17 protein-coding genes are annotated in these 21,646 nt (G+C 68.6%); 9 read left to right on the plus strand and 8 right to left on the minus strand.

What is annotated here, in order from left to right; genetic code table 11:
- Positions 1 to 81: 81 nt before the first annotated feature.
- Positions 82 to 1,251: a 4-hydroxybenzoate 3-monooxygenase gene (locus tag BBK82_RS24885; protein WP_065917163.1), complete on the minus strand. Its 1,170-nt coding sequence runs from the start codon at positions 1,249 to 1,251 to the stop codon at positions 82 to 84.
- Positions 1,252 to 1,446: 195 nt separating this feature from the next.
- Between BBK82_RS24885 and BBK82_RS24890 the strand changes: the two genes are divergently transcribed.
- The 6 genes from BBK82_RS24890 to BBK82_RS24915 all read left to right on the plus strand — a co-directional run bounded on the left by BBK82_RS24890 (position 1,447) and on the right by BBK82_RS24915 (position 8,521).
- Positions 1,447 to 2,442 (plus strand): ABC transporter substrate-binding protein, encoded by a 996-nt coding sequence (locus tag BBK82_RS24890; protein ID WP_237047564.1) that lies wholly within the window; start codon positions 1,447 to 1,449, stop codon positions 2,440 to 2,442.
- Between the two features lie 221 nt (positions 2,443 to 2,663).
- Positions 2,664 to 5,456 (plus strand): sensor histidine kinase, encoded by a 2,793-nt coding sequence (locus tag BBK82_RS24895; RefSeq protein WP_065917165.1) that lies wholly within the window; start codon positions 2,664 to 2,666, stop codon positions 5,454 to 5,456.
- Positions 5,453 to 5,875 (plus strand): roadblock/LC7 domain-containing protein, encoded by a 423-nt coding sequence (locus BBK82_RS24900; RefSeq protein ID WP_065917166.1) that lies wholly within the window; start codon positions 5,453 to 5,455, stop codon positions 5,873 to 5,875. The genes BBK82_RS24895 and BBK82_RS24900 overlap by 4 nt, the downstream gene beginning before the upstream one ends.
- A 155-nt stretch (positions 5,876 to 6,030) precedes the next feature.
- Positions 6,031 to 6,627 (plus strand): GTP-binding protein, encoded by a 597-nt coding sequence (locus tag BBK82_RS24905; protein ID WP_065917167.1) that lies wholly within the window; start codon positions 6,031 to 6,033, stop codon positions 6,625 to 6,627.
- Positions 6,628 to 6,772: 145 nt separating this feature from the next.
- The gene (locus BBK82_RS24910) at positions 6,773 to 7,924 is read left to right on the plus strand and encodes an alkaline phosphatase PhoX (protein WP_065917168.1); all 1,152 of its coding nucleotides are present in this window, start codon (positions 6,773 to 6,775) and stop codon (positions 7,922 to 7,924) included.
- 105 nt (positions 7,925 to 8,029) lie between these two features.
- On the plus strand, positions 8,030 to 8,521 hold the full coding sequence (locus BBK82_RS24915; protein WP_237047565.1) for a snapalysin family zinc-dependent metalloprotease: 492 nt from the start codon (positions 8,030 to 8,032) through the stop codon (positions 8,519 to 8,521).
- Between the two features lie 62 nt (positions 8,522 to 8,583).
- Here BBK82_RS24915 and BBK82_RS24920 read toward each other — a convergent pair whose 3' ends face one another.
- From BBK82_RS24920 to BBK82_RS24940, 5 genes are all read right to left on the minus strand, one after another.
- Complete coding sequence (locus BBK82_RS24920; RefSeq protein ID WP_065917170.1) at positions 8,584 to 10,245, minus strand: diguanylate cyclase domain-containing protein; 1,662 nt, start codon at positions 10,243 to 10,245, stop codon at positions 8,584 to 8,586.
- Between the two features lie 184 nt (positions 10,246 to 10,429).
- Positions 10,430 to 11,230 (minus strand): SAM-dependent methyltransferase, encoded by an 801-nt coding sequence (locus tag BBK82_RS24925; protein WP_065917171.1) that lies wholly within the window; start codon positions 11,228 to 11,230, stop codon positions 10,430 to 10,432.
- Positions 11,231 to 11,330: 100 nt separating this feature from the next.
- Positions 11,331 to 11,777, minus strand: coding sequence for a hypothetical protein (locus BBK82_RS24930; RefSeq protein WP_065917172.1), 447 nt, complete (start codon positions 11,775 to 11,777; stop codon positions 11,331 to 11,333).
- Complete coding sequence (locus BBK82_RS24935; RefSeq protein ID WP_065917173.1) at positions 11,755 to 12,384, minus strand: RNA polymerase sigma factor; 630 nt, start codon at positions 12,382 to 12,384, stop codon at positions 11,755 to 11,757. The genes BBK82_RS24930 and BBK82_RS24935 overlap by 23 nt, the downstream gene beginning before the upstream one ends.
- Positions 12,385 to 12,449: 65 nt before the next feature.
- Positions 12,450 to 13,337: a S8 family peptidase gene (locus tag BBK82_RS24940; RefSeq protein ID WP_237047566.1), complete on the minus strand. Its 888-nt coding sequence runs from the start codon at positions 13,335 to 13,337 to the stop codon at positions 12,450 to 12,452.
- Here BBK82_RS24940 and BBK82_RS54280 point away from each other — a divergent pair.
- Both BBK82_RS54280 and BBK82_RS24945 read left to right on the plus strand, forming a co-directional pair.
- Positions 13,308 to 13,730, plus strand: coding sequence for a hypothetical protein (locus BBK82_RS54280; protein WP_237047567.1), 423 nt, complete (start codon positions 13,308 to 13,310; stop codon positions 13,728 to 13,730). The two genes, BBK82_RS24940 and BBK82_RS54280, sit on opposite strands and share 30 nt — an antisense overlap.
- Positions 13,727 to 16,315 carry a CHAT domain-containing protein gene (locus tag BBK82_RS24945; protein ID WP_065917174.1) on the plus strand — a complete coding sequence of 863 codons (2,589 nt, stop codon included), beginning with the start codon at positions 13,727 to 13,729 and terminating at the stop codon, positions 16,313 to 16,315. The genes BBK82_RS54280 and BBK82_RS24945 overlap by 4 nt, the downstream gene beginning before the upstream one ends.
- A gap of 1 nt (position 16,316) precedes the next feature.
- On the opposite strand, the gene BBK82_RS24950 is transcribed toward BBK82_RS24945, so the two are convergent.
- Positions 16,317 to 19,691, minus strand: coding sequence for an NACHT domain-containing protein (locus BBK82_RS24950; protein WP_065917175.1), 3,375 nt, complete (start codon positions 19,689 to 19,691; stop codon positions 16,317 to 16,319).
- Positions 19,692 to 19,789: 98 nt separating this feature from the next.
- Here BBK82_RS24950 and BBK82_RS24955 point away from each other — a divergent pair, with 98 nt between their 5' ends.
- The gene (locus tag BBK82_RS24955; RefSeq protein WP_065917176.1) at positions 19,790 to 21,343 is read left to right on the plus strand and encodes an FAD-binding oxidoreductase; all 1,554 of its coding nucleotides are present in this window, start codon (positions 19,790 to 19,792) and stop codon (positions 21,341 to 21,343) included.
- Here BBK82_RS24955 and BBK82_RS24960 read toward each other — a convergent pair.
- The gene (locus BBK82_RS24960; RefSeq protein ID WP_237047568.1) at positions 21,306 to 21,569 is read right to left on the minus strand and encodes a YggT family protein; all 264 of its coding nucleotides are present in this window, start codon (positions 21,567 to 21,569) and stop codon (positions 21,306 to 21,308) included. The genes BBK82_RS24955 and BBK82_RS24960 overlap by 38 nt on opposite strands.
- Positions 21,570 to 21,646: the final 77 nt, after the last annotated feature.

Here is a 21,646-nt window from a genome sequence, read left to right on the forward strand (position 1 = left end):
CCCCAGATCGTGACGAAACAAAGCCCCTAATGAAGGAGGTGTCACCCGTTAGGGGGGTGGGGATTCACCCCGTCGTGGTCGTCAAGGCCCCACGTAGTTCTCGGCGAACGTCGCCCGGTAGGCAGGCGAGTCGGCCAGGTGCTCCAACCGCGCCTGCGCCAACCGTCCGAAGAACGGGGAGCTCACGTCGGTGTGGATCATGTTCACCATCCACTGGGAGAACTCCTGGGCCCGCCACACCCTTTTGAGACAGTCCTCCGAGTACGTCTTGAGCCCGGTCTCCGAACCGGACTCGTAGAAGTCGATCAGTGCACGTCCGAACGTCGCGGCGTCGTTCATCGCGAGGTTCATGCCCTTGGCGCCCACCGGGGTGATGATGTGGGCTGCGTCACCCAGCAGGAACAGCCGCCCGTAGGACATGGGTTCGACCACGTGGCTGCGCATGTCGAGCACGCGCTTCTCGATGATCTTCCCCTCGGTCAGCTCCCACGACGAGTCGTGCAATGCGAAGCGTTTGTGCAACGCCTCCCACACTTGTTCGTCCGACCAATCCTCGGCTTTGGTGCCGACCGGTACCTGGAGGTAGAACCGGGAAATTGCCGGGCTGCGCAACATGTGTCCGGCGAAACCGTCGGCGTGCAGCGCGTAAATGATGGCTTTAGTCGACGGAGGGGCCTCGGCGAGAATCGCCAGCCACTCGATGCCGTGGTGATGGGTGTATTCCGTCAGCACTCCCTCGGGAATGCTCGGGCGGGATACGCCGTGGAATCCGTCGCAGCCGGCGACGAAGTCACATGAAACTTCTTCGCGTACCCCATCTGCGCTGGTCCAGGCCACGGACGGGGTAGAGCCGGTCAGATCTCGCAACTCGACGTCACTGACCTCGAACCTGATGTCACCCCCGGCGGCGAGGAATGCCCCGATCAGGTCTTTGACCACTTCCTGTTGGGGGTACACGTAGTGCTCCCGGCCGCCGTACAAGTCCGAGTACGCGACCTGGAACACCTGTCCGCTCACCCGGAATTCGCACGTTCCGTGACGGTCTGCTTCCATCAGCAAACGATCGGCAAGACCGAGCGACTCCAGCATGGTCACGGAGCGGTGCTCCAGGACTCCTGCCCGTGGCCGGGTTTCCACATGGGTACGACTGGCTCTTTCGAGCACCACGCAGTCGATTCCTGACTGCTGGATCAAGTTTGCCAAGGTCAGACCGGCCGGCCCGGCGCCGACAACGGCTACAGCGCGCTTCAACTGGGGATCTCCTAGCCCTAGACCTGCTGTGCTTAGATGCTCACCGCAGGTAGTGGACTGGAACCTGCTCGTGTCGGTCAACTGGGGTCTTTTGGAGCAGCTCATTACTCTGAGTGGTTGACCGTCGCGAATTCCCCGCAACGACGACACCGCTCCGACAGGAGAGTGCTCCCGATGACTCGAAGAGTCCGCCGTATGGCCGTCCGTGGCATCGCCCTCGCCACGTTGCTCGCCACCGTGGCGAGCTGTGGACTGCTCGGCGGCAAAGAGCAGGCTCCCCCCGCTGATGCGAACGGCAACGGCCAGGTGGAGAAGGCGAAGATCACGCTGGGGGTTCTGCCGATCCTCGACGTGGCCTCGGTCCACGTGGCGATCAAGAAGGGTTACTTCGCCCAAGAGGGGCTCGAGGTCAACCTCAAGACCATCCAGGGTGGCGCCGCGGCCATCCCCGGACTGGTCAACAAGGAGCTGGACTTCACGTTCGGCAACTGGGTCTCGTTCTTCGCCGCCGAGGCGAAGAACACCGCCAAGGACGTCGACGGCATCAAGCTCATCTCCGACGGCTACCAGGCGAAACCCGACATGTTCCTGATCTTGGCGGGAGGTGACTCCGCCATCAAGGCGCCTGCCGACCTCGCCGGCAAGACCATCGGGATCAACACCTTCCGCAACATCGCGGAGCTCACCGCGAAGGCCACCCTCGAGGCCGCGAACGTCGACGTGAGCTCGGTGAAGTTCAAGGAGATGCCGTTCCCGGACATGCAGGCGGCGGTCGCGAACAAGACCGTTGACGCGGCCTTCATGGTCGAGCCGTTCATCACCCGCGCCCAGCGCGCCGCCGGTCAGATCAAGGTGCTGGACGCCGCATCCGGCCCGACCGACAACATCCCGATCGCCGGCTACGCCACCTCGGGTGCCTTCGCCAAGGCCAACCCCAAGACCGTCGCCGCGTTCCAGCGCGCGATGGCCAAGGGCCAGGCCGACGCGACCGACCGCCCCACGGTCGAGCCGCTGCTCGTCGAGTACGCCAAGGTCGACAAGGAAACCGCAGGTCTTGTCCACTTCGGCGCCTTCCCGACCACCCTTGACGCGACGCGCCTGCAGCGCGTCGTCCAGCTGATGGTGCGTTACCAGATGCTGGACAAGGAGCTCGACGTGAAGCCGATGCTCATCCAGCCCTCCGGTAGTTGACGAACAGCGCGGGGGGCTGTGATCGCGCCGTGATCAAAAGCCCCCCGCGCCGGTCGTTTCCGCCGTAGGAATTATCGGCAGGGGCCGTTTAGCCGCCCACTGCAAAGTTGTTGATTCTCGAACCAGCTGTTTTGTCGTCCGAACGGCGGTATGAGAACAGCGCGTTTTACTCCAAGATCCACCAGGTTTGCAGCTATTAAACGGGGCGGGGAGTGTTGACGGTGCGCGGTCGTGAGGACCAGCGAGGCATCGACCGGTTCCGCCTACGCAACTGGCGGCTGCGGAGCAAGCTCGCGGTGGTGTTGTTGGTTCCAGCCCTGAGCACCGCGACTCTCGCGGGCCTGCGGCTGAACACCCAGCTCGACGACGTCGAACTCTTCGGCAACGTCCAGCGCGAGCTCGCGGTCAGCCACCAGGCGGCGAAGGTGGAGAACGCACTGCAGGTCGAGCGCGACTTCGCGGTGCAGTGCGTGGCCACGGGCAGGCAGAACTCCTGTCCCGACCACGCGGCCAGGACCGGTCTCACGGACACGGTGCTGGGCGACTACCGGAATTCGGGCGCGACGGCCGCAGGCTTGAGCGCGCCCCTGCAGGAAGCTTTCACCAAGTCGCTGCAGTCCCTCGACGGACTGGCGAGCTTGCGCCTGACGGTGCTGGGCACGAAGTACCCGGACGTCGCCGTCATCAGCGCGTACAACCAGATCATCGCCTCGCTGAGCCAGGTGCACCGCGCCGCGGTGTCGAGCCTCAGCGAGCCGGAGATCGTTCCGCTGGTCACCGCCGCCCAGGCGCTCTACAGCGCCCAGGAGCAGCTCGGCCAGCAGAACTCGATCCTGACGTCCACCGCGGTGCGCAGGAGCTTCGCGCCCGGTGCCGCCGACGAGCTGCGTGCCGCGCAGTCCCGTCTGGACGCCGCCTTCACCGAGTTCAACGACGTGGCGACGCCCGCGAACAGGCAGAAGTTCCAGGACGTCGTGTCCGGTTCGTCCGTGGACGGTCGCAACCGGCTGGTGCGGCTGGCCCTGGCGCAGGACTTCGAACGCAAGCCGGTGTCCATCACGGACACCGAGGTGCTGAAGATCGGCCAGGACACCGGGAAGCTCGTCCGCGAGGTCGCGACCGAGCTGGAGCGCCAGGCCGACACGACCACCACGCGCCTCGCGGACACGGCCCGGTCGGACGCCTGGCGTGACGCGGCACTGGTCGCCATCTCGCTGCTGATCGCGTTCGGTCTCATGGCGATGGTGGCGCAGTCGATGCTGCGGCCGCTGCGAGTGCTGCGCCGCAGCGCACTCGACGTGGCCCGCAACCAGCTGCCGGAGGCGATCCGCCGCATTCGTTCCCACCGCGACCCCGAGCGGGCCGCGGAGGAGGCGATCGTCCCGGTGCCGCTCAACACGACCGAGGAGGTCGGCCAGGTCGCGCGGGCGTTCGACCTGGTGCAGCGTGAGGCCGTCCGCCTCGCCGTCGAGCAGGTGGCCCTGCGCGCGAACGTCAACGACATGTTCATCAACCTGTCGCGGCGCTCGCAGGCGTTGGTGGAGCGGCAGATCAGCGTGATCGACCGGCTCGAGCAGGACGAGCAGGACCCGGACCACCTGGCGTCGCTGTTCGAGCTCGACCACCTCGCGACGCAGATGCGCCGCAACAGCGAGAACCTGCTGGTGCTCTCCGGCACCACGGTCAACCGCCGCGTGACCCGCCCGGTCGCGATCGCCGAGGTGCTCGGTGCGGCGGTCTCCGAGGTCGAGAAGTACGCCCGCGTGCAGATCGCGCCGACGCCGGAGCTCATGGTGCAGGGCCGCGTGGTCAACGACCTCGCGCACCTCGTCGCCGAGCTGCTCGACAACGCGACCGCGTTCTCCAAGCCCACCACCAAGGTCACGGTGCGCACGATCGAGACCCGCAAGGGCGAGGTCGCGATCCGCATCCACGACCGCGGTGTCGGCATGCAGGAGGACGACGTCGTCGAGTTCAACGCGAAGCTCGCCGAGCCGCCGGAGGTCGACGTCTCGGTGGCCCGCGAGATGGGCCTGTACGTGGTCGGCCAGCTCGCGAAGCGCCACGAGATCCGCGTGACGCTCGCGAACAACGACGACATCGAGGGCGGTGTCACCGCCCAGGTGATCCTGCCGGTCTCGTTGCTGCACAAGGGCCCGCCGCCCGCGCTGCCGCTGCCGGCCGCGGCCACCTCGGCCGCGACGCCCGCCGTCGAGACCACCGGCGAGGGTCTGTCCGGTGTGCCGAAGTGGACGCCGGAGTACCCGGTCGTCGTGTCCTCGCCGGCCACGGCGGAGACGCCGGAGGAGACCAGCGGCAGGCACCGCATCGAGCAGACGTCGGCGGACGGCCTGTTCACGGCGCGCATCGAGGCGGCGGTGACGTCGGACGAGGACCGCTACTCCTACGAACCGCCCGTCGAGCGGCCGGTCGACCCCGCCACCGAGATCTTCCCGGCGGTGCGGGACGACGACGAGGAGATGATCTCCGCGGACGCGTTGTCGCGGTGGTTCCAGACTCCCGCCGCGACCGAGGCGGGGTCCACGAAGGACGTTCCGGCAGCGGAGCCGGAGCACACGTCCGATCCGGTGGACTCGGCCGAGGAAGAGCCGAGCACCGTGAACGGCCTGCCCAAGCGGCAGCGTTCGGCGGAGCCGGTGAAGACCGAGGCACCAACGGCGGTGCCGCGCGCGGTCGCCGACTACGCGTCCGACTGGGGCTCCGCCGACGAGGGTTGGCGTGCCGCGGGGGCGTTGGAGTCGAGCGCACCCGCCACGACGACGGAGAACGGCCTGCCCAAGCGCGTCCCCAAGGCGCGCCTGATCCCGGGCTCCACCCCCAAGCCGTCGTCACCGGTTCCCCAGCTGGCGACCGTCGCAGCGACCGGCCGTTCCGCGGAACGGCTCCGCCAGCGGTTCGCCACGTACCAGAAGGGTGTGCAGATGGGCCGCGACTCGCTCTTCGACTCGGCCGTCGGCAACATCCCCGTGATCGCAGAAAGGGAACACCAGTGACCACCGCGACTGAGGAACTGGACAACTTCAGCTGGCTGGTCGAGGACTTCGTCAGCAGGGTCGCCGGTGTCGCGCACGCGATCGTCGTCTCGGCGGACGGCCTGCTGCTCGCCACGTCGGAACGCCTCCCGCACGACCGCGCGGAACAGCTCGCCGCGGTGTCCTCCGGCCTCGTCTCGCTCAACCTCGGCGCGGCGCGCTGCTTCGAGGCGGGCGAGGTGAAGCAGACCGTCGTCGAGATGGAACGCGGCTACCTGTTCCTGATGTCGATCAGCGACGGGTCCTGCCTCGCCGTCCTCGCCGCACCGAACTGCGACATCGGCCTCATCGGCTACGCGATGACCCGCCTGGTGGAACGGGTCGGTCTCCAGCTCACCCCGGAGATCCGCGCCCAGCTGCACGTCTCCATGCGCGCCTGAGTACCGTGATCGTCGTTCCGCGCCCCGGTCAGCCGGCGGCCGGACGGGTACTTCGCGGTGCCGGCCCCGCGTCCTCGGCTTGCGAGGAGCGGGGCCGGTACTGCGAGAAGCACAGCGAGATCAGCGTCTTCCGTTCTGAGTAGAGAGAAGTTCCCATGAGCAACGGTGCTCCGGGTCGTCCGGGGTCACCTGGGGTCGACCTGACCGCGACGTCGGCGAAGATCGTCGTCGCGGGCGGTTTCGGCGTCGGCAAGACGACTTTCGTCGGCTCGGTCTCCGAGATCACCCCGCTGACCACCGAGGCCGTGATGACCCAGGCCTCGGTCGGGATCGACGACCTGTCCGCCGTCCCCGACAAGGTCACCACCACGGTGGCCATGGACTTCGGCCGGGTCTCGCTGGACAAGGACCTGATCCTGTACCTGTTCGGCACCCCCGGCCAGCACCGCTTCTGGTTCATGTGGGACGACCTCGTCCGCGGCGCCATCGGAGCCGTGGTCATGGTCGACACCCGCCGCATCGACGACGCGTTCGCCCCGATCGACTTCTTCGAGGACCGCGACCTGCCGTACGTGATCGCGGTGAACTGCTTCGACGGCCTGATGCACCACCGGGCCGAGGAGATCAGGGACGCGCTGACGATCGGCTCGTCGGTGCCGATCATCCCGTGCGACGCGCGCAACCGGCAGTCCACCAAGCAGATCCTGATCGCACTGGTGGAGCACGCGTTGCGGCAGCCGTCGTTCGCCTGAGCACGAACGGGCGGCGCACCAGCCGCCCTCCGCTCGGGCCGGTGCGTGCTTCGACGAACGGGCGGTGGGCCAGAAGCCTTGTCGTCAAACGTCATTCGCCTTCCGGACACCCCACCAGCCCGCGATCTGCGGCACGCTCCAAGACATGGAGCGACGAAACTTCTTGCGTGTCGCGGTCGTCGGAACGGCCGCGGCGGCGTTCGGTGGCGCCAACTGGCGTGAAGCGTTCGCCGCCGGGGCCCAGCCGGGTCCCAGCCCCTACGGACCGCTGCAACCGGTCAACAGCAGCGGACTCGTGCTGCCCCAGGGGTTCTCCAGCCGGGTGATCGCCCGCAGCGGGCAGAAGGTGGCCGGGTACACCTGGCACGCCGCGCCGGACGGTGGTGCGTGCTTCGCCGACGGCACCGGCTGGATCTACGTGTCCAACAGCGAGGTGCCGCTCGTCGGCGGTGTGGGTGCCATCAAGTTCGACGCACAGGGCACCATCACGAGCGCCTACCGGACGTTGAACTTCACCAGCGTCAACTGCGCGGGCGGGGCCACGCCCTGGAACACCTGGCTCAGCTGCGAGGAGATCGACCGCGGCTACGTCTACGAGACCGACCCGTGGGGCGTCAAGGCCGCCGTCCGGCGTCCGGCGATGGGGCGGTTCAAGCACGAGGCGTGCGCGGCCGATCCGGTGCGCAAGGTCGTGTACCTGACCGAGGACGTGCCGGACGGGTGCCTCTACCGCTTCCGGCCGACCACCTGGGGCGACCTCAGCGCGGGCACGCTGGAGGTCATGACCGGCGGGACCGAGACGTCCGGGCCCGTGGGCTGGGCGCCGGTGCCGGACCCGGACGGCAGCCCGACCGCCACGCGCAACCAGGTGAGCGGCGCGAAGCGGTTCAACGGTGGCGAAGGCTGCTATTACGCCGACGGCACCTGCTGGTTCACCACCAAGGGCGACGGGCGGGTGTGGGCGTACAACGCATCACAAAGCACCATCAGCCTGACTTATGACGACTCCCTCGTGCCCGCGGGAACGGCTCCGCTGACCGGTGTCGACAACGTGACCCGGTCGTCGGGCGGCGACCTGTTCGTGGCCGAGGACGGCGGGAACATGGAGATCTGCATCATCACGCGCGACGGTGTCGTGGCCCCCTTCCTGCAGGTTCCCGGCCAGAGCGGCAGCGAGATCACCGGACCGGCGTTCTCGCCGGACGGGAGCCGGCTCTACTTCTCCTCGCAGCGCGGGACGTCCGGAAGCAGCAGCGGCGGGATCACCTACGAAGTCTCTGGACCGTTCCGGCGCTGATTGACACTTGACTCTTCTTGTGCGGCAACGCTGCTTCGATACAGTCGAGGAGCAATTACCCTGCATTGCGAGGAGATTCCTGTGTTCCTGCGCAAAACAATTGCTGTGGTTGCCAGCGCTGCCGCCCTGTCAGTCGGCCTCGTTGGAACCGCGGAAGCTGCGCCCCGCACCCTCACGTACAACTCGAGCGGTGCCGGTGAGTTCCAGGCCGCCGTCGACCGCGGCGCCCAGGTGTGGAACAACAGCGTGGTGAACGTGCGGCTGGTCAAGGTGACCGGCGCCGCGAACATCACCGTCACCGTCGACAACCAGTGGCCTCGCGCCTACGTCACCAGCCTCGGCCGCGGCCGTTGGGTCATGGGTCGTCAGGCGGTCAACGAGGGCCACGACACCACCCGCATCTCGTCCCACGAGTTCGGGCACCTGCTCGGTCTGCCCGACCGCAGGACGGGGCTGTGCACCGACCTGATGTCCGGTGCGAGCGCCGGCACGTCGTGCAAGAACCCCAACCCGAACACCAGGGAGAAGGCCGAGGTCGAGGCCAACTTCCGCACCGCTGTGACGGTCGGCCCCTCCACGTACGTGGACGCCGCCTAGTTTCGAAGCGCACGCGGGGAGCTTTCGTACTCCAGAAGCGCACGAAAGCTCCCCGCGTGCGGTCAAGAATCAGTCGATCGGGTGACGATGAGGTCCACGCCGAGTGCGTGGAGCTCGTCGGGGTCACCGGGGCCCGCGATCACGTGCACGCCGGCCGAGCGCAGCAGCGGAACCATCAGCGCGAGTCCCTGCCTCGCGAGTCGTTCCGGTGGCGGCTCGGCCAGCCGCACGCCCCACACCGCGTTGCGATCCACAGTGGACAGACCGGCGAACCCGCCGCCGAACTCGTGCAGCAGCACGCGCACACCCATGTCGTGCAGCACTTCCAGGTTCTCCTCGCCGTCCGGCATCGCCCGCACGTCGAGCGCCAGGAACAACGACGAGGGCTCCAGCGCGCAGTCGCGCAACGCCGACCGCACCAGCGCCGCCAGGTCCGGGTCCCGCGACAGGTCGCGCGACAACCTGATCAGCACCGGCTCACCGCGGGAACAGGCGTCGTGCAGCACCAGCTCACCGACCCGCGCGGCCAGCCCCAGCGCGTCCGCGTGCGCCACGCACTCGTCGTGCCGGGTCTCGCCCCACCGCAGCGACGCCTCCACGAACGCGAGACCACCCGCCGCCCACGACACCGGCGCGTACTCCACGGAGATCTCGCCGTTCTCGAAGGCGCCGGGCATCGCCGCGATCCGCGCGAACCTGGCTCTGTCCGAGGCGTCGGCCTCGTGGTCGTAGATCGCCCACTGCCGCTTGCCGCCCGCCTCCGCGCGCCGCAGCGTCGAATGTGCCCGCCGCAGCAACGCCGTCGCGGTCACGCCGGATCCTGGAGTGTGCACGAAACCGATCGACGTCGACACCGCCACCCCGGCGCCTTCCAGGTAGACCGGCTCCGCCAGTTCCTCGTCGATCATCGCCGCCAGCGCCGCGACGTCGGGCGAACCCTGGACCAGCACCACGAACTCGTCACCGCCGATCCGCGCCACCACGGCGTCGGGCAGCACCGCCCGCAGCCGCCGCGCCACCTCGACCAGCACCGCGTCCCCGGCCTCGTACCCCAGGCCGTCGTTGACGATGGTCAGGCTGTCGACGTCCAGGTACGCCAGGGTGCACGGCTCACCGCTCGCGAGTGCGCCCTCCAGCCGGTCGACGAAGCTCGACCGGTTCGGCAGCCCGGTCAGCAGGTCCGTCAACGCCTGCCGGCGCAGCCACTCCTGCAGCATCCGCTGCTCGGTCACGTCCTCGATCAGCGCGACGTGGAACTTCGGCAGCCCGTCGGAGCCGCGCAGCACCGACAGCACGGCGTTGGCCCACACCGTGTCGCCGTTCTCGCGGGTGAGCTCCCACTCCCGCCGTTCGGTGTCCACAGTGGACTCGATCATCCGCTTGAACGCCGCCGCGAACGCCGTCAGGTCCTCGTCGGTGAACAGCTCCCTGGGCACCTCCTCGTGCCCCATGATCGTCGCCATCGCCTCGTTGGCCTCGACGACCGCGCCGTGCAGGTCGAAGATCGCGATGCCGACCGCGGTGGAGGCGAAGACCTGGGCGAAGCGCGCCTCGCTGTCGTGCAGGTCGCGCTGGGCGTCCTCGACCGCCTTCAGCAGCGAGTTCTTCACCTTCTCCTGCTCGGCGAAGATCTGCTCGCGGGTGGCGCGCACGTAGCCTGCGGCGAGCCCGCCCAGCACGTCGGGCCCGAACTCCGGCGACAGCACCTCCAGGGTGCGCCGCAACGAGTCCGGCCCGGTGAAGCGCGCGCCGACGAGCCACTCGCCGACGCTCTCCGGCGTGTCTGCCCAGCGCGCAGCCGGGCGGCGTGCTCGTCGAGGAACTGCGTGACGGTCCGCCGCGACATCGGCGAGTACGCGCTCTCGATCAGAACAGCCGCCCACCGCTGTGCGAGGGGCGAGGTGGCCATCAGGGCTTGCGGCCCACCGCGGCGTAGAGGTTGGCCTTCGACGGGTCGGTGCCGACGTCCTCCGGCGTCTCCGGCCGCCACTGCGGCGTGAACACGATGCCGGGCTCGACGATCTCGGTGCCCTGCAACATGTCCGTCACCTGAGCCTTGGTGCGCGGCGTGATCGGCTCCGCGGTCTTCGCGAAGATCTCCTTACCCGCGGCCATGGCGGCGGGCATGCTGTCGGCGGTGAAGTGCGACAGCGCGAGGTACGAACCCGGAGCGAGCGCTTCGACGTAGCGGGACAACACGCCCCACGGGTCGTCGGAGTCCGGGATGAACTGCAGCACTCCCACGACGAGCAACCCGACCGGCTGGGAGAAGTCGAGCAGCTCGCGCGCCTGCTGCACGACCTTCTCCGGCTCGCGGAGATCGGCGAGCAACGCGGTCACGTTCGGCTCGCCGGCCAGCATCAGCTCGGCGTGCGTGATCGCGACCGGTTCGAAGTCGACGTACACGACCTTGGCCCCGGGGTCGACCTCGTGCGCCACCTCGTGCACGTTGCCGACCGTCGGGATGCCCGAGCCCAGGTCGAGGAACTGCCTGATGCCCAGCCCGGCCAGCTCCAGCACCACCCGCCGCAGGTACGCGCGGTTGCGCCGGGCCATGTCCCGCACCGGCAGGACCTTGATCAGCGCTTCCGCCGTCTCGCGGTCGGCTTCGAAGTTGTGCCCGCCGCCGAGCAGGTAGTCGTAGATCCGCGCCGAGCTCGGCACGTCGACGTTGACACCTTCCGGAACCCAGCTGACTCGATCGACCACAGCAGCACACCTCTCGCGATGCGATTTCTGAGCGTCGACAACCCTACTGGCCGCAGTTGTAGGCCGAACGAGCGAAATCCGCGATCGGTCGAATGGCGAGTCAGAGGATGAACCAGTCGGTGGAACCGCCGGCGAACCGGAACTTCACGGGCCCGCGCGGCCCCGGTCCCATCACGAACATGCCCAGTTCGTCCACCGGCGCCGTTTCCACGTCACCGGCGGGAGCCACCAGCGTCACGTCGCCCGCCGCCGGCATCAGCTGCCCGGTGACCCCGGCCGCCGACACCTCCACCTGCAGCGTCACGCCGTCCGCGTCGAACACGAGCTGGCGCGCGGTGGACGTCGACCTGGCGCGGGCGAACAGCGTGTCGTCCAGCACCGAGTCGTAGGAGGTGATCAGCAGCAGCTCGGCGTCGACGGTGCGCCAGGTGAAAGCGGCCTTGGCCGCCTCCACGAACTCCGGTGGCACGTCGCTGGAGGGCGGTGTGCTCAACGCGTCGCGCAAGGCGTCGAGCAACACCTCGTCACTGTCCCAGTCGTGCCGCACCCAGCACACCCCCTCTCACCTGTGGCTTCCGTTGGGCCGGCGATCCCAGGAAGGCGGAGATCGCCGAGGTCTTGCGCAGTTTCTCCAGGCACCGGATCCGGGTGGGCCCGATGCTGCCGACCGGCATCGCGAGCTCTTCGCTCACGACCTGGTAGCTCGGCGGCGGATCGGTCATCAGCTTGGTCAGCAACCGCTTGCACTGCTCGGTGAGCTCGGCGAACCCGTCGCGCAGGGCCTGCCGCCGCTCCACGGCCAGCAGGTCGGCGTCGGCGTCGGAGTCCTCCGCCGACTCCAGCACGTCGGACTCGGTCAGCGGGTCGTAGAGGTGCGTCCGCTGCTGCACCCGCAACACGCGCAGGCACTCGTTGCGGGTGGTCGTCATGATCCAGCCGGGCAACGCCTCGGGCTCGCGGAGCCTGCCGATCTGCTCCACGAGCCGGAGCCACAGCGTCTGGTTCACGTCGGACGCGTCCGCGGGGCGCAGCCGGTGCTTGTAGATCACCGACACGACCAGCGGCGTGTACCGGTCCACGATCTCGTTCCACGCACCCTGGTCGCCCTCGGCCGCCGCGCTGACGAGCGCGGCGATCGGGGATGCTGAGGTCACGTCGACTCCTTGCGGTCACGACTTGCGGAGGCCGAGGCTGCTCCCCAGATACAACGCTCCGCCGATTATTTGACGAAGACCCCGTAGCCGGCGTGGAACTCCGGGTTCACCAGCAGTTTGTCACGCGCCTGGACCGCGGTGAGGCCGTCCTTGGCCATCGTGGCGGCGATCCGCCCGGTCACCCACGGCGCCGCGAACGACGTGCCGGACCAGTAGGCCCACAGCGCGAACGGGGTCGCGCCGGGCTCACCGGGGAGCTTCCACTCGCCCTTGAGGTAGGTCGAGGAGCGGTTGCCGATCGCGCAGGCGTCGACCCAGTGGCCGAAGCTCGAGTAGCAGGCCGGGATGATCAACCCGTCGCTGTTCTGGGCGAGCGCGGCGACGGCGGTGACCCGGCAGAACGCGGCGGGCCAGCTCGGGCGCTGGTCACCCCGGTTGCCGGCGGAGGCGACCACGACGGTCTCCGGCGGCAGCGCGTTGATCGCGTTGCGCAGCGGCTCGGAGGCGACGTCGTCCTCGGTGTAGCAACCGAGGGACAGGTTGAGCAGGTCGAGCCTCTTCTTGCCCATCTCGGCGATCTTGGCGACCAGGCGTTCCTCGTCGCCGAAGCCGTTCACGTCCAGAGCGACCTCGGGGTCGAACGCCACACCGCAGGCCGCGCTCTGGATGACGCCCGCGACGAACGTGCCGTGGCCGCCCTGCAGGCCGAAGAGCGCGCCGCTGGTGTAGGCGGGGTCGACGTCGTCGGGCTCCTTGAAGAACCTGTCCTTGAACCAGTCGGGGTGCTCCAGCTGGGCGCCGGAGGAGATGCCGGTGTCGAGGACGCCCACCCGGATGCCGGAGAGCCGGTCGTCGGCCTTGGGAGGGTTGAACGGGTCGGTGGGCCGGGGCCGGTCGCCGGGGTTGCCCATGACGTTGCCGCCGTGGCCGACGACGACGTGGTGCGGTTGCACGAGAGGCACCCGCTCGTTCGGCCAGTTCCGTTGATCCCTCAACAACCGGACGATGCGCGGAATGTCTTCGAGGTTGTTCGGCAGGATCAGCCGGGCCATTCCGCCGAATCCATCGGCGGGGCGCGCCTCGACATTGTTTTCCCGCAGTTTCGCGATCACCCGGTCGAGGTCCGCCTGCGCGACCAGCAACTGACCTGGGCGGTAAAGGAATTCACGCCCGCGCTCGGCGTGGAAGCTGATGTTCTTGTCCTCGGCGATGAGCTGCTGAAAAGCTCTTTCGTAAAGCTCAGAACGTTCCGGCGATTTCGACACCACGGCCTCACAAAGCAGTGTTTGACGGGGGCCCCGACCGAGCTTGATCAAGCTACCACAGCGGATAAAGTGACGCCGTGACCGACTTTTGTGCGGAGGACGCGCTGGCGGCCAGGCAGCGCAACCCGCGCGCGGCCGTTGAGATGGCGCGCGCCGTCCTCCGCGCGACGGAAGACCGGTCGGAATGGGCGATCGCCGAACGCGCGATCGGCCTCGCTCTGCGGGAGCTGCACGACTACAGCGGCTCGATCCGCCACCTCCGCCGCTCGATCCGCATCGCGACGGACGCTTCTTTGCCCCGGTTGTCGGCTTTGGCGCAGATGTCGCTGGCCTGGGTGCTCGCCTACACCGGCCGCCACCGCGCCGCCCTGCGCGCACTGGACGTGGCCATGCCGTCGTTGTCAGGCGCCGACGCGGTGGCTGCTCTTATGCAACGTGGCGTCGTCTTCCACTACCTGACCCGCTACTCCGAAGCGCAGCGCGACTACACGGCCGCCATCGCCGGCGCACGGCGCGTGGACGACAAACTGGTCGAGGCGCGCGCTCACAACAACCGCGGCCTCGTGCGCGCATACGTCGGCAACATGCGCGAGGCCTCAGCCGACTTCGACGTGGCCGCGTCGTTGCTGGGCTCTCTGGGCCAGGAGCTCGGCGTCGCCGACGTGCACTGGAACGCGGGCATCATGGCCACCCGCTCGGGTGACGTCCCGGCCGCCCTGACGTTGTTCGACAAGGCCGACGAGGTCTACCGCCGCCTGGACGTGCCCCGCCCCGCGCTGCTGGTGAACCGCCTGGAGCTCCTGGTCTCCGTGCCGCTGGTCGACGAGGCGCGGGTCGCCGCCGACCGGGCGATCACCGAGCTGAAGGCTCTTCGGAACCCCTTCGCGACCTCCGAGGCGCTGTTCTTCCGCGCCCGCATCGCGTTGCTGGACGACGACCTGGACGCGGCTCATGTGTTCGCCGCCGAGGCCCGCCGTCGCTTCCGCCGCGAGCAACGGCTGCTGTGGGCGGCCGGTGCGCGCTACCTGGAACTGCACGCCGCCGTCCTGCGCGGTGACCGGACGCGTTCTTTGCGGGTGGCGTTGTCGCGGGTGGCCGACGAGCTCGACGCGATGGACTGGCGACTCCCGGCGCTGGAGGCCCGCATCGACGCGGGTCTTGTCGCCGCCGACCTCGGGCATCGTGTGCGGGCGGTGGCGGAGTTCTCCAGGGCCGCTGCTTCGCGCTCGCGTGGCCCGGCCGGTCTGCGCGTGCGCGGCTGGTACGCGGAGGCGTTGCGGCGCAAGCTCTCCGGCGATGTCCGGGGTACTTCTTCCGCTCTGCGCCGCGGTATCGCGCTGCTCGACGAGTACCGGGTGTCGCTGGGCGCCGCCGAGCTGCGCGCGTTGACCGGCGCGCAGGGCCAGGCCTTGGCTGCGGAGGGCCTGCGTTTGGCCGTGGCTTCCGGCAACGCGGCCCGTGTGCTGTCGTGGACGGAGTCCTGGCGCGCCGGCGCGTTGCGGATGAAGTCGGTGTCGCCGCCCGACGATCCTCGTTTGGAGGACGCACTGGCTTCTCTGCGTGCTGTCACCTCGGACGTCGAGTCGGCCGTGCTGGCCGGCAAGCCCGCGGGTGCGTTGCGCGTGCAGCTGGTCCGCGCCGAACAACGCGTCCGCGACCTGACCCGGCAGATGTCGGGCGGGGGAGCGGTGTTCAAGCCGCCCTCGATGGCGTCTTTGGCCGCTGCCCTGGGTTCTGCCGCCTTGATCGAGTTCGTCGAGTACGACGGCTCTCTCCTGGCCGTGGTCCTGGTCGACGGCCGCACCTCTCTGCACTCTCTCGGTGCTCTGGAGGGCGTGGTCCGCGAAATCCGCCTGCTCCGTTTCGCCCTGCACCGCCTCGTGACCCTGCCACCCAACCTGCCGAACCTCTCCGTGGCCCGCTCCTCCGCCGCCCACGCCGCGTCGTTGTTGTCCACGCGGTTGTTGGAGCCTTTGGCGTCACGCATCGATGGCCGCCCGCTGGTGGTGGTGCCGACCGGTGCGCTGAACAGCCTCCCGTGGGCCGTGCTGGGCCGTGAGGTGACCGTGGCGCCGTCAGCGTCCGTCTGGCTGCGTGCTGCTGCCGCGCCTGACGCGTCCGGTGAGGCCGTGCTGGCGGCCGGCCCGCGAATGGCCGCCGCCCCAGAAGAGATCAAGGCCATCTCCGCCCACGTGCCCGGCCGTGTGCTCGTCGACGACGATGCAACCGTTTCGGCCGTGGCATCCGCAATGGACGGTGCCGCCCTCGCCCACATCGCCGCGCACGGCTCGTTCCGCGTCGACAACCCGTTGTTCAGTGCGTTGGAACTGGCTGACGGGCCGTTGACCGTCTATGACATCGAACGGTTGCGTACGCCGCCTACGCGCGTGGTGCTGTCGGCGTGCGACACGGGCCAATCCGCGGTGCGTCCTGGCGATGAGTTGATGGGGTTCACGGCGGCTCTGCTGGGGTTGGGCACGCGGACGTTGATCGCGCCCGTGGTGCCGGTGCCGACCGACGGCACCGCACCGGTGATGGTGGAGCTGCACCGGAAGCTGGCTGCGGGGCTGTCGCCGGCGGAGGCGTTGGCGGAGGTGCAGCGGTCGGCTGCGGACGACGCCTCTTATGCCGCCGCGGTCGGTTTCGTGTGCTTCGGTGCGGGCTGACTCACTCCGCACCCATCGCCTCCAACCACGCCAGCAACGCCCGCACGGTCGGCCGCTGGGACGGGGTGAGCTCGTCCTTGTCGAGGACCTCCCGAACCACCTCGATCGCCTGCTGCCGGTACCCGCACTTCACCAGCTTGTTGGCGGTCTCCACGCCTTCCTTGATCTCGAAAGCGTGGTGGCGCAGCACGTCGAGCCATGTTGCCGCCATGTGCGCGAACAGACCGCGCTGCCGGAATTCGCCAGCCACTGCGAGCCGCCGGTCCATCGACATCGCGTGGTTCGCCACCTGCTCTGCGATGAAGTCAGCTCTCTTCGAACCGGCTATGTCGAGCAGGATCCCGACGCACTCCTCGACGTAGAGGCCGCCGTCGGCCAGTTCGCGGAGCAACGCCTGTTCCGCAACGGTGACGGCTTCCTCGGTACGCCCGTACTCCTGCAGGATCGGTGCCACCAGCCTGGCGTTGTCGGCAGTACCGCTCCCGACCAGCGTCATCAACTTCTCCAGCAGAGGTTTTGCCTGTTCAGGCATTTGCTGGGAGAGAAGCGAGTCCGCGCAGGATGCGAGTGCCGCCGGATCAGGGGCGCGCTGGCCGATCAGCCGTTCGACCAGGTCCTCCCCGAGTTCGTGATGTCCGGCTCTGTAGAGCAGTGGAGCGACTTCGGCCCAGCGTTCTTCGGAGCCGCCGACCGTCACCACGTGCACGTCCCGGCTGAATCCGTCAAGCTCAAGGGCTGACTCGGCGATGTAGGAGAAGTCCCACTCCGTGACCTTGCGTGCCAAGAATTTCCTGAACAGGTCCTTCGCGGAAGGTACGCCCTGCAGCACCAGAGCTGCCAGGGGTGCAGTCAAATCCGCCGAGACGTCGTCCACGCCATCGAGCAGAGCGCTCGTGGACATCGGATCCACCTCTGCGATCAGCACGCAGGCGGTCACCTTGGCGTAGTCGGTCGTGTCCGGATCGACCGCGACGCCTCGGGCCAGCTCTGCCGCTGCGTCTTGATGATCGCCGAACAACGTCGTCGCCGCGGCCAGCTTGTGTTCCGCCGACCTGTCTTGGACCTGCTCGACGATCCGGTCAACCGCTGTTGCGCCACCGTGGGACATCAAGGTCATCACGGCAGCTCGGAGCTCGTGTGATTCGGCGTCCTGTCGCGCGAGGATCATGTCAGCGGCCAGTAGTGCTTCGTCCGTGCACCGTGCATCCGTGGCTAGACGCAGCAGTCGGAACCAGCTGATCAGCTCTTGGTCACCCAGGTTGGAGACCTGCCGCGGGAGGTGCGAACTTCCCGGCGTAGCAGAGGACTCCTGCCGCACGTGCTTCACCATCCGGCGGAGGAGTCGCGCAGCCGGGTCAGGGCGTTTCAAGTCGAGCAGCAGCCGAACATTCGCGACGATGCGCGCGTAATCGGACTTGTCTGCTTCGTCTGTGTCCTGCACAACGAGCTGTTCCGCGCGATTTGCACCGTCCGGCAGGATCTCGGCCAGCCCGAGCGCTACCGCTCGTCGGACAGCCGGATCCGATGATGCGAAGAACTGTTTCTCCAGCCACTGCATCATGCCGGCACCGGCTTCGAGTTGCTCCAGCGCGACCGCGCAACAGATGCGGATCGTCAGGAGCAGTTCGGGGTTCTGCTGCAGTTCGCGCAACCGGGCCGTCAGTCCGTCCGCGATCACCGTGCTGGTCAGACCACGCACCGCTCGGCAGACGTCGTTCACCTCGCTCCAAGGGTCGCTGCCGGGATTGATGGTCAGTATGAGGTCGACGAGCCGGTCCACCAGGTGTGCGGCCTGCTCCGCAGGCACATCTACGTTCTCTGCGAACAGCTTGGCCCCGAGCAGCACATGCTTGCGGCCCCGGTTCAGCAGGCGTTCGACGACCAGACCGATGTCGTTGCCTTCAACACGGCTCCACAGCACGAAGGTGAAGAGCACGAACGTCTCTTTGGCCTCGTTGGTGCCGCGCTCAACCCACATGTCGAGCTGCGGGAAGTCGGCGGGGATCCGCGGCGCCTCTGCACGCGCCGCCAGGTATTCGGCGAACAACCGGTGCAGGAAGTCGATTCCCTCACCTGTCTGCGCGAACACGCCGATGCTCGTCAGCACGGCCTCCAGGTCCTCCGGCGGACTGGGATGCTTGATCCACTCGGTGGCGATCTCCGCCAGTGGGAGCTCCGAGTCCAGCCGTTCGACCGCGAGGTGTTCGATCAGCTCGGCTCGATTGGCGTAGATCCACTCCACGAGCTCCAGCCGCTCGGGGTCGTCGATCGTCCGGCGGAGCTCCGTGATCGTGGTGCGCTGGTTGAGCTTCTCGTCCAGCAGGTAGGTCAGGAACCGCTCACACAGGTCCACGCGGTTCTGCGGGAGCTCGCGTTCCGGCTCCAGGGTGTTCGCGATGGCGGCGATCGTCGCGAACAGCGGCACGGTCACCAGTTCGCGCAGTCGGCCGTCCATCACCTGCCGCAGGAACTCGCGCTTCCGCTCCGCCACGCGCGTCGGGTCCTGGATCTGGAACCACGCCTGCGCGAACTGCTCGAGCTGGTCCACGCCGAAGGGTTCGATCCGGTAGCGGTCGAGGTGGGCGACCTGCAACTGGTCGAGCACGCCGGAAGCGAGGTCACGTGAGGTGATGACCAGCTGGTGCTCGGAGCCGTGCCGAATGCGGCTGGTGAGCGCGTCGATGACCTGGCGCAGGTGGTCCGGCTCCACGATCTCGTCCAGGCCGTCCACGAACACGAGCCAGCGGGCGCCGAGGGCGGGGCGGGCGAAGAGTTCCGGGCGGGGTGGGGCGTTGAGCTTGTTGCTGCGGACGGCCTTCGCCAGCAGCTCGCTCCACGACTCCTCGCCGATCAGGGCTTTCGCGCTGACCCGCAGCGGCATCAGCGGCTCGGCGAGAGGTGGGTTGCCGCTGGGCTCGAGCCACTCGTCGGCCAGGACCTGGACGTACATGTGGCCGAGCGTCGACTTGCCGGAGCCGGGGCCGCCGGTGATCAGCAGGTGGCGGCCGGTGGCGAGTGCCTCCCTGAGCGACATGACGCTGTCGCTGTGCTTCGGTTCGCGGTCGACGGCCTTGGAGTCGCCCTGTTCAGGGTCGGGCTCGGGTTCCTCGTGGCGTTGCGGGAGAACCGAGCGTTGCACGTAGACGTCGATCAGGCGGGGTTGCTTCTTCAGCAGCTGGAGGTGGTGGGGGAGCGTGACGGCGGTGTCGCGCTGGACCTTGAGCAGCTCCTCCAGCTCCCTGGTCAGCTCCGGCCGGTCGCGCCACGAGGTCAGCGGCGGGTACTCGGGCTCGACCGCACCCACGTTCACGGCGCCGTAGATGTCGCGGCTCTGGAAGACGACGCCGTGGACGGGGCTGTTGACCTCGTTGTGCATGCAGAGGTTCTACCCGGCAGCAGGACAGGGGAACTGGTCAAAACAAGGTCAGTTCAGAGTCTTATGAAACGTCTGAGTCTCGCTTATCGTTGCTCGCCATGACAACGAGGTCGTGGTGGGGCTGGGGCAACGTCGAACACGCCGTCACCCCGGAAGAACGGCAGAAGCTCGTCGACCGCGTCCGCGCAGTCCTCCCGAACGCGGACCTGACGCTCCACGACCCGCCCGACCCCGAGACGCTGACCATTCCGAAGTCACGCATCCAGCCTTCGCCCCTGTACTCCACCGACCCCCTCGACCGCCTCACCCACGCCCGCGGTCAGGCCTACCGCGACGTCGTCCGCAACCTGGCCGGCGACATCGGCACCGTCCCGGACGCCGTCGCGAGGCCGCGGACCGAGCAGGACGTGGTCGACGTGCTGGACCACTGCGGCAGCAACGGCATCGCGGTCATCCCGTTCGGCGGCGGCACCTCCGTGGTCGGCGGGGTCGAGCCGCGTGACATCGACGGACCCGTCGTGACGCTCGACCTCGGCCACCTCGACCGCGTCCTGGAGGTCGACCCCACCAGCAGGGCCGCGCGGATCCAGGCCGGCGTGCTCGGGCCTGACCTCGAAGCGCAGCTCAAGCCGCACGGGTTCACGCTCCGGCACTTCCCGCAGTCCTTCGAGTTCTCGACGCTGGGCGGGTGGCTCGCGACGCGCGCAGGTGGGCACTACGCGACGGCGACCACGCACATCGATGACTTCACCGAGTCGCTCAGGGTGGTGACACCCGTCGGGGTCAGCGAGTCGCGGAGGGTGCCGGGCAGTGGGGCCGGGCCGTCGCCGGACCGGATGTTCCTGGGGTCTGAAGGTGCGCTCGGGGTGATCACCGAGGCGTGGATGCGGGTGCAGGAACCGCCGCGGCACCGGGCCGGAGCGTCCGTGCGGTTCGCGGACTGGGGGCGGGCGGTCGAGGCGGTGCGGGCGATCGCGCAGTCCGGGCTGCACCCCGCGAACTGCCGGTTGCTCGACCCGGCGGAGGCGTTCCTCAACGCCGGGTCGAGCCAGTCCGTCCTGGTGCTGGCGTTCGAGTCGGCCGACCACCCCGTGGACGCGCACCTGCGGCGCGCTCTCGAACTCTGCGCGGGTGGCGAGGTCGTGGAGGGCACGGCGGCGAGGTGGCGCGGCTCGTTCCTGCGCATGCCCTACCAGCGCGACGCGATGGCGCAGCACGCGATGATCACCGAGACGTTCGAGACGGCCTGCACGTGGGACCGGTTCGCCGAGCTGCACGCGGCCGTCACGGAAGCGGCGACCAGCGTGCTCGAGGAGGTGTGCGGGGCCGGGATCGTGACGTGCCGCTTCACCCACGTCTACCCCGACGGGCCCGCGCCCTACTACGGCGTCTACGCGCCCGGTCGGTGGGGCAGCCTGCGGCAGCAGTGGGACGAGATCAAGGTCGCGGTGTCCGAGGCCCTGACCGGCGCGGGCGGCACGATCACCCACCACCACGCCGTCGGCCGCGACCACATGCCGTGGTACCTGCGTCAGCGCCCGGACGTGTTCGGGACGGCCCTGACCGCGGCCAAAGCCGCCCTCGACCCGGCCGGAGTGCTCAACCCCGGTGTCCTCACGACACGATCGACCGCAGGACCAGCGCCGCGATGAACACCACCGTGAACGCCAGGTCCAGCCCGAACCCGCCGAACCGCACCGGCGGCAGCACCTTGCGCACCGGCGACAACACCGGTTCGGTCACCGCGTACGTCACCCGCTGCACCTTGGGCACCCAGGAGCCGCGCGCCTGCAGCGCCACCGCCCAGTCCACGATCATCCTGGCGATCATCACCAGGATGAACAGCGTCAGCAGCCAGCCGAGCACGAAGCCGATCACCGTGGCCTCCTCATGTGTCCAGTACGTCCATCAAGCCACACGAAACTGAGAGGCGCCTGGCAACTCGCTGGGACAAG

This window comes from Lentzea guizhouensis, from assembly GCF_001701025.1.
In the GTDB taxonomy this organism is placed as follows: domain Bacteria; phylum Actinomycetota; class Actinomycetes; order Mycobacteriales; family Pseudonocardiaceae; genus Lentzea; species Lentzea guizhouensis.

Bases quoted from the DNA above. Each gene is read 5' to 3' on its own strand.
- BBK82_RS24890 (WP_237047564.1), top strand. From the start codon at position 1,447: ATGGCCGTCCGTGGCATCGCCCTCGCCACGTTGCTCGCCACCGTGGCG.
- BBK82_RS24905 (WP_065917167.1), top strand. From the start codon at position 6,031: ATGAGCAACGGTGCTCCGGGTCGTCCGGGGTCACCTGGGGTCGACCTG.
- BBK82_RS24910 (WP_065917168.1), top strand. From the start codon at position 6,773: ATGGAGCGACGAAACTTCTTGCGTGTCGCGGTCGTCGGAACGGCCGCG.
- BBK82_RS24950 (WP_065917175.1), bottom strand. From the start codon at position 19,691: ATGCACAACGAGGTCAACAGCCCCGTCCACGGCGTCGTCTTCCAGAGC.
- BBK82_RS24955 (WP_065917176.1), top strand. From the start codon at position 19,790: ATGACAACGAGGTCGTGGTGGGGCTGGGGCAACGTCGAACACGCCGTC.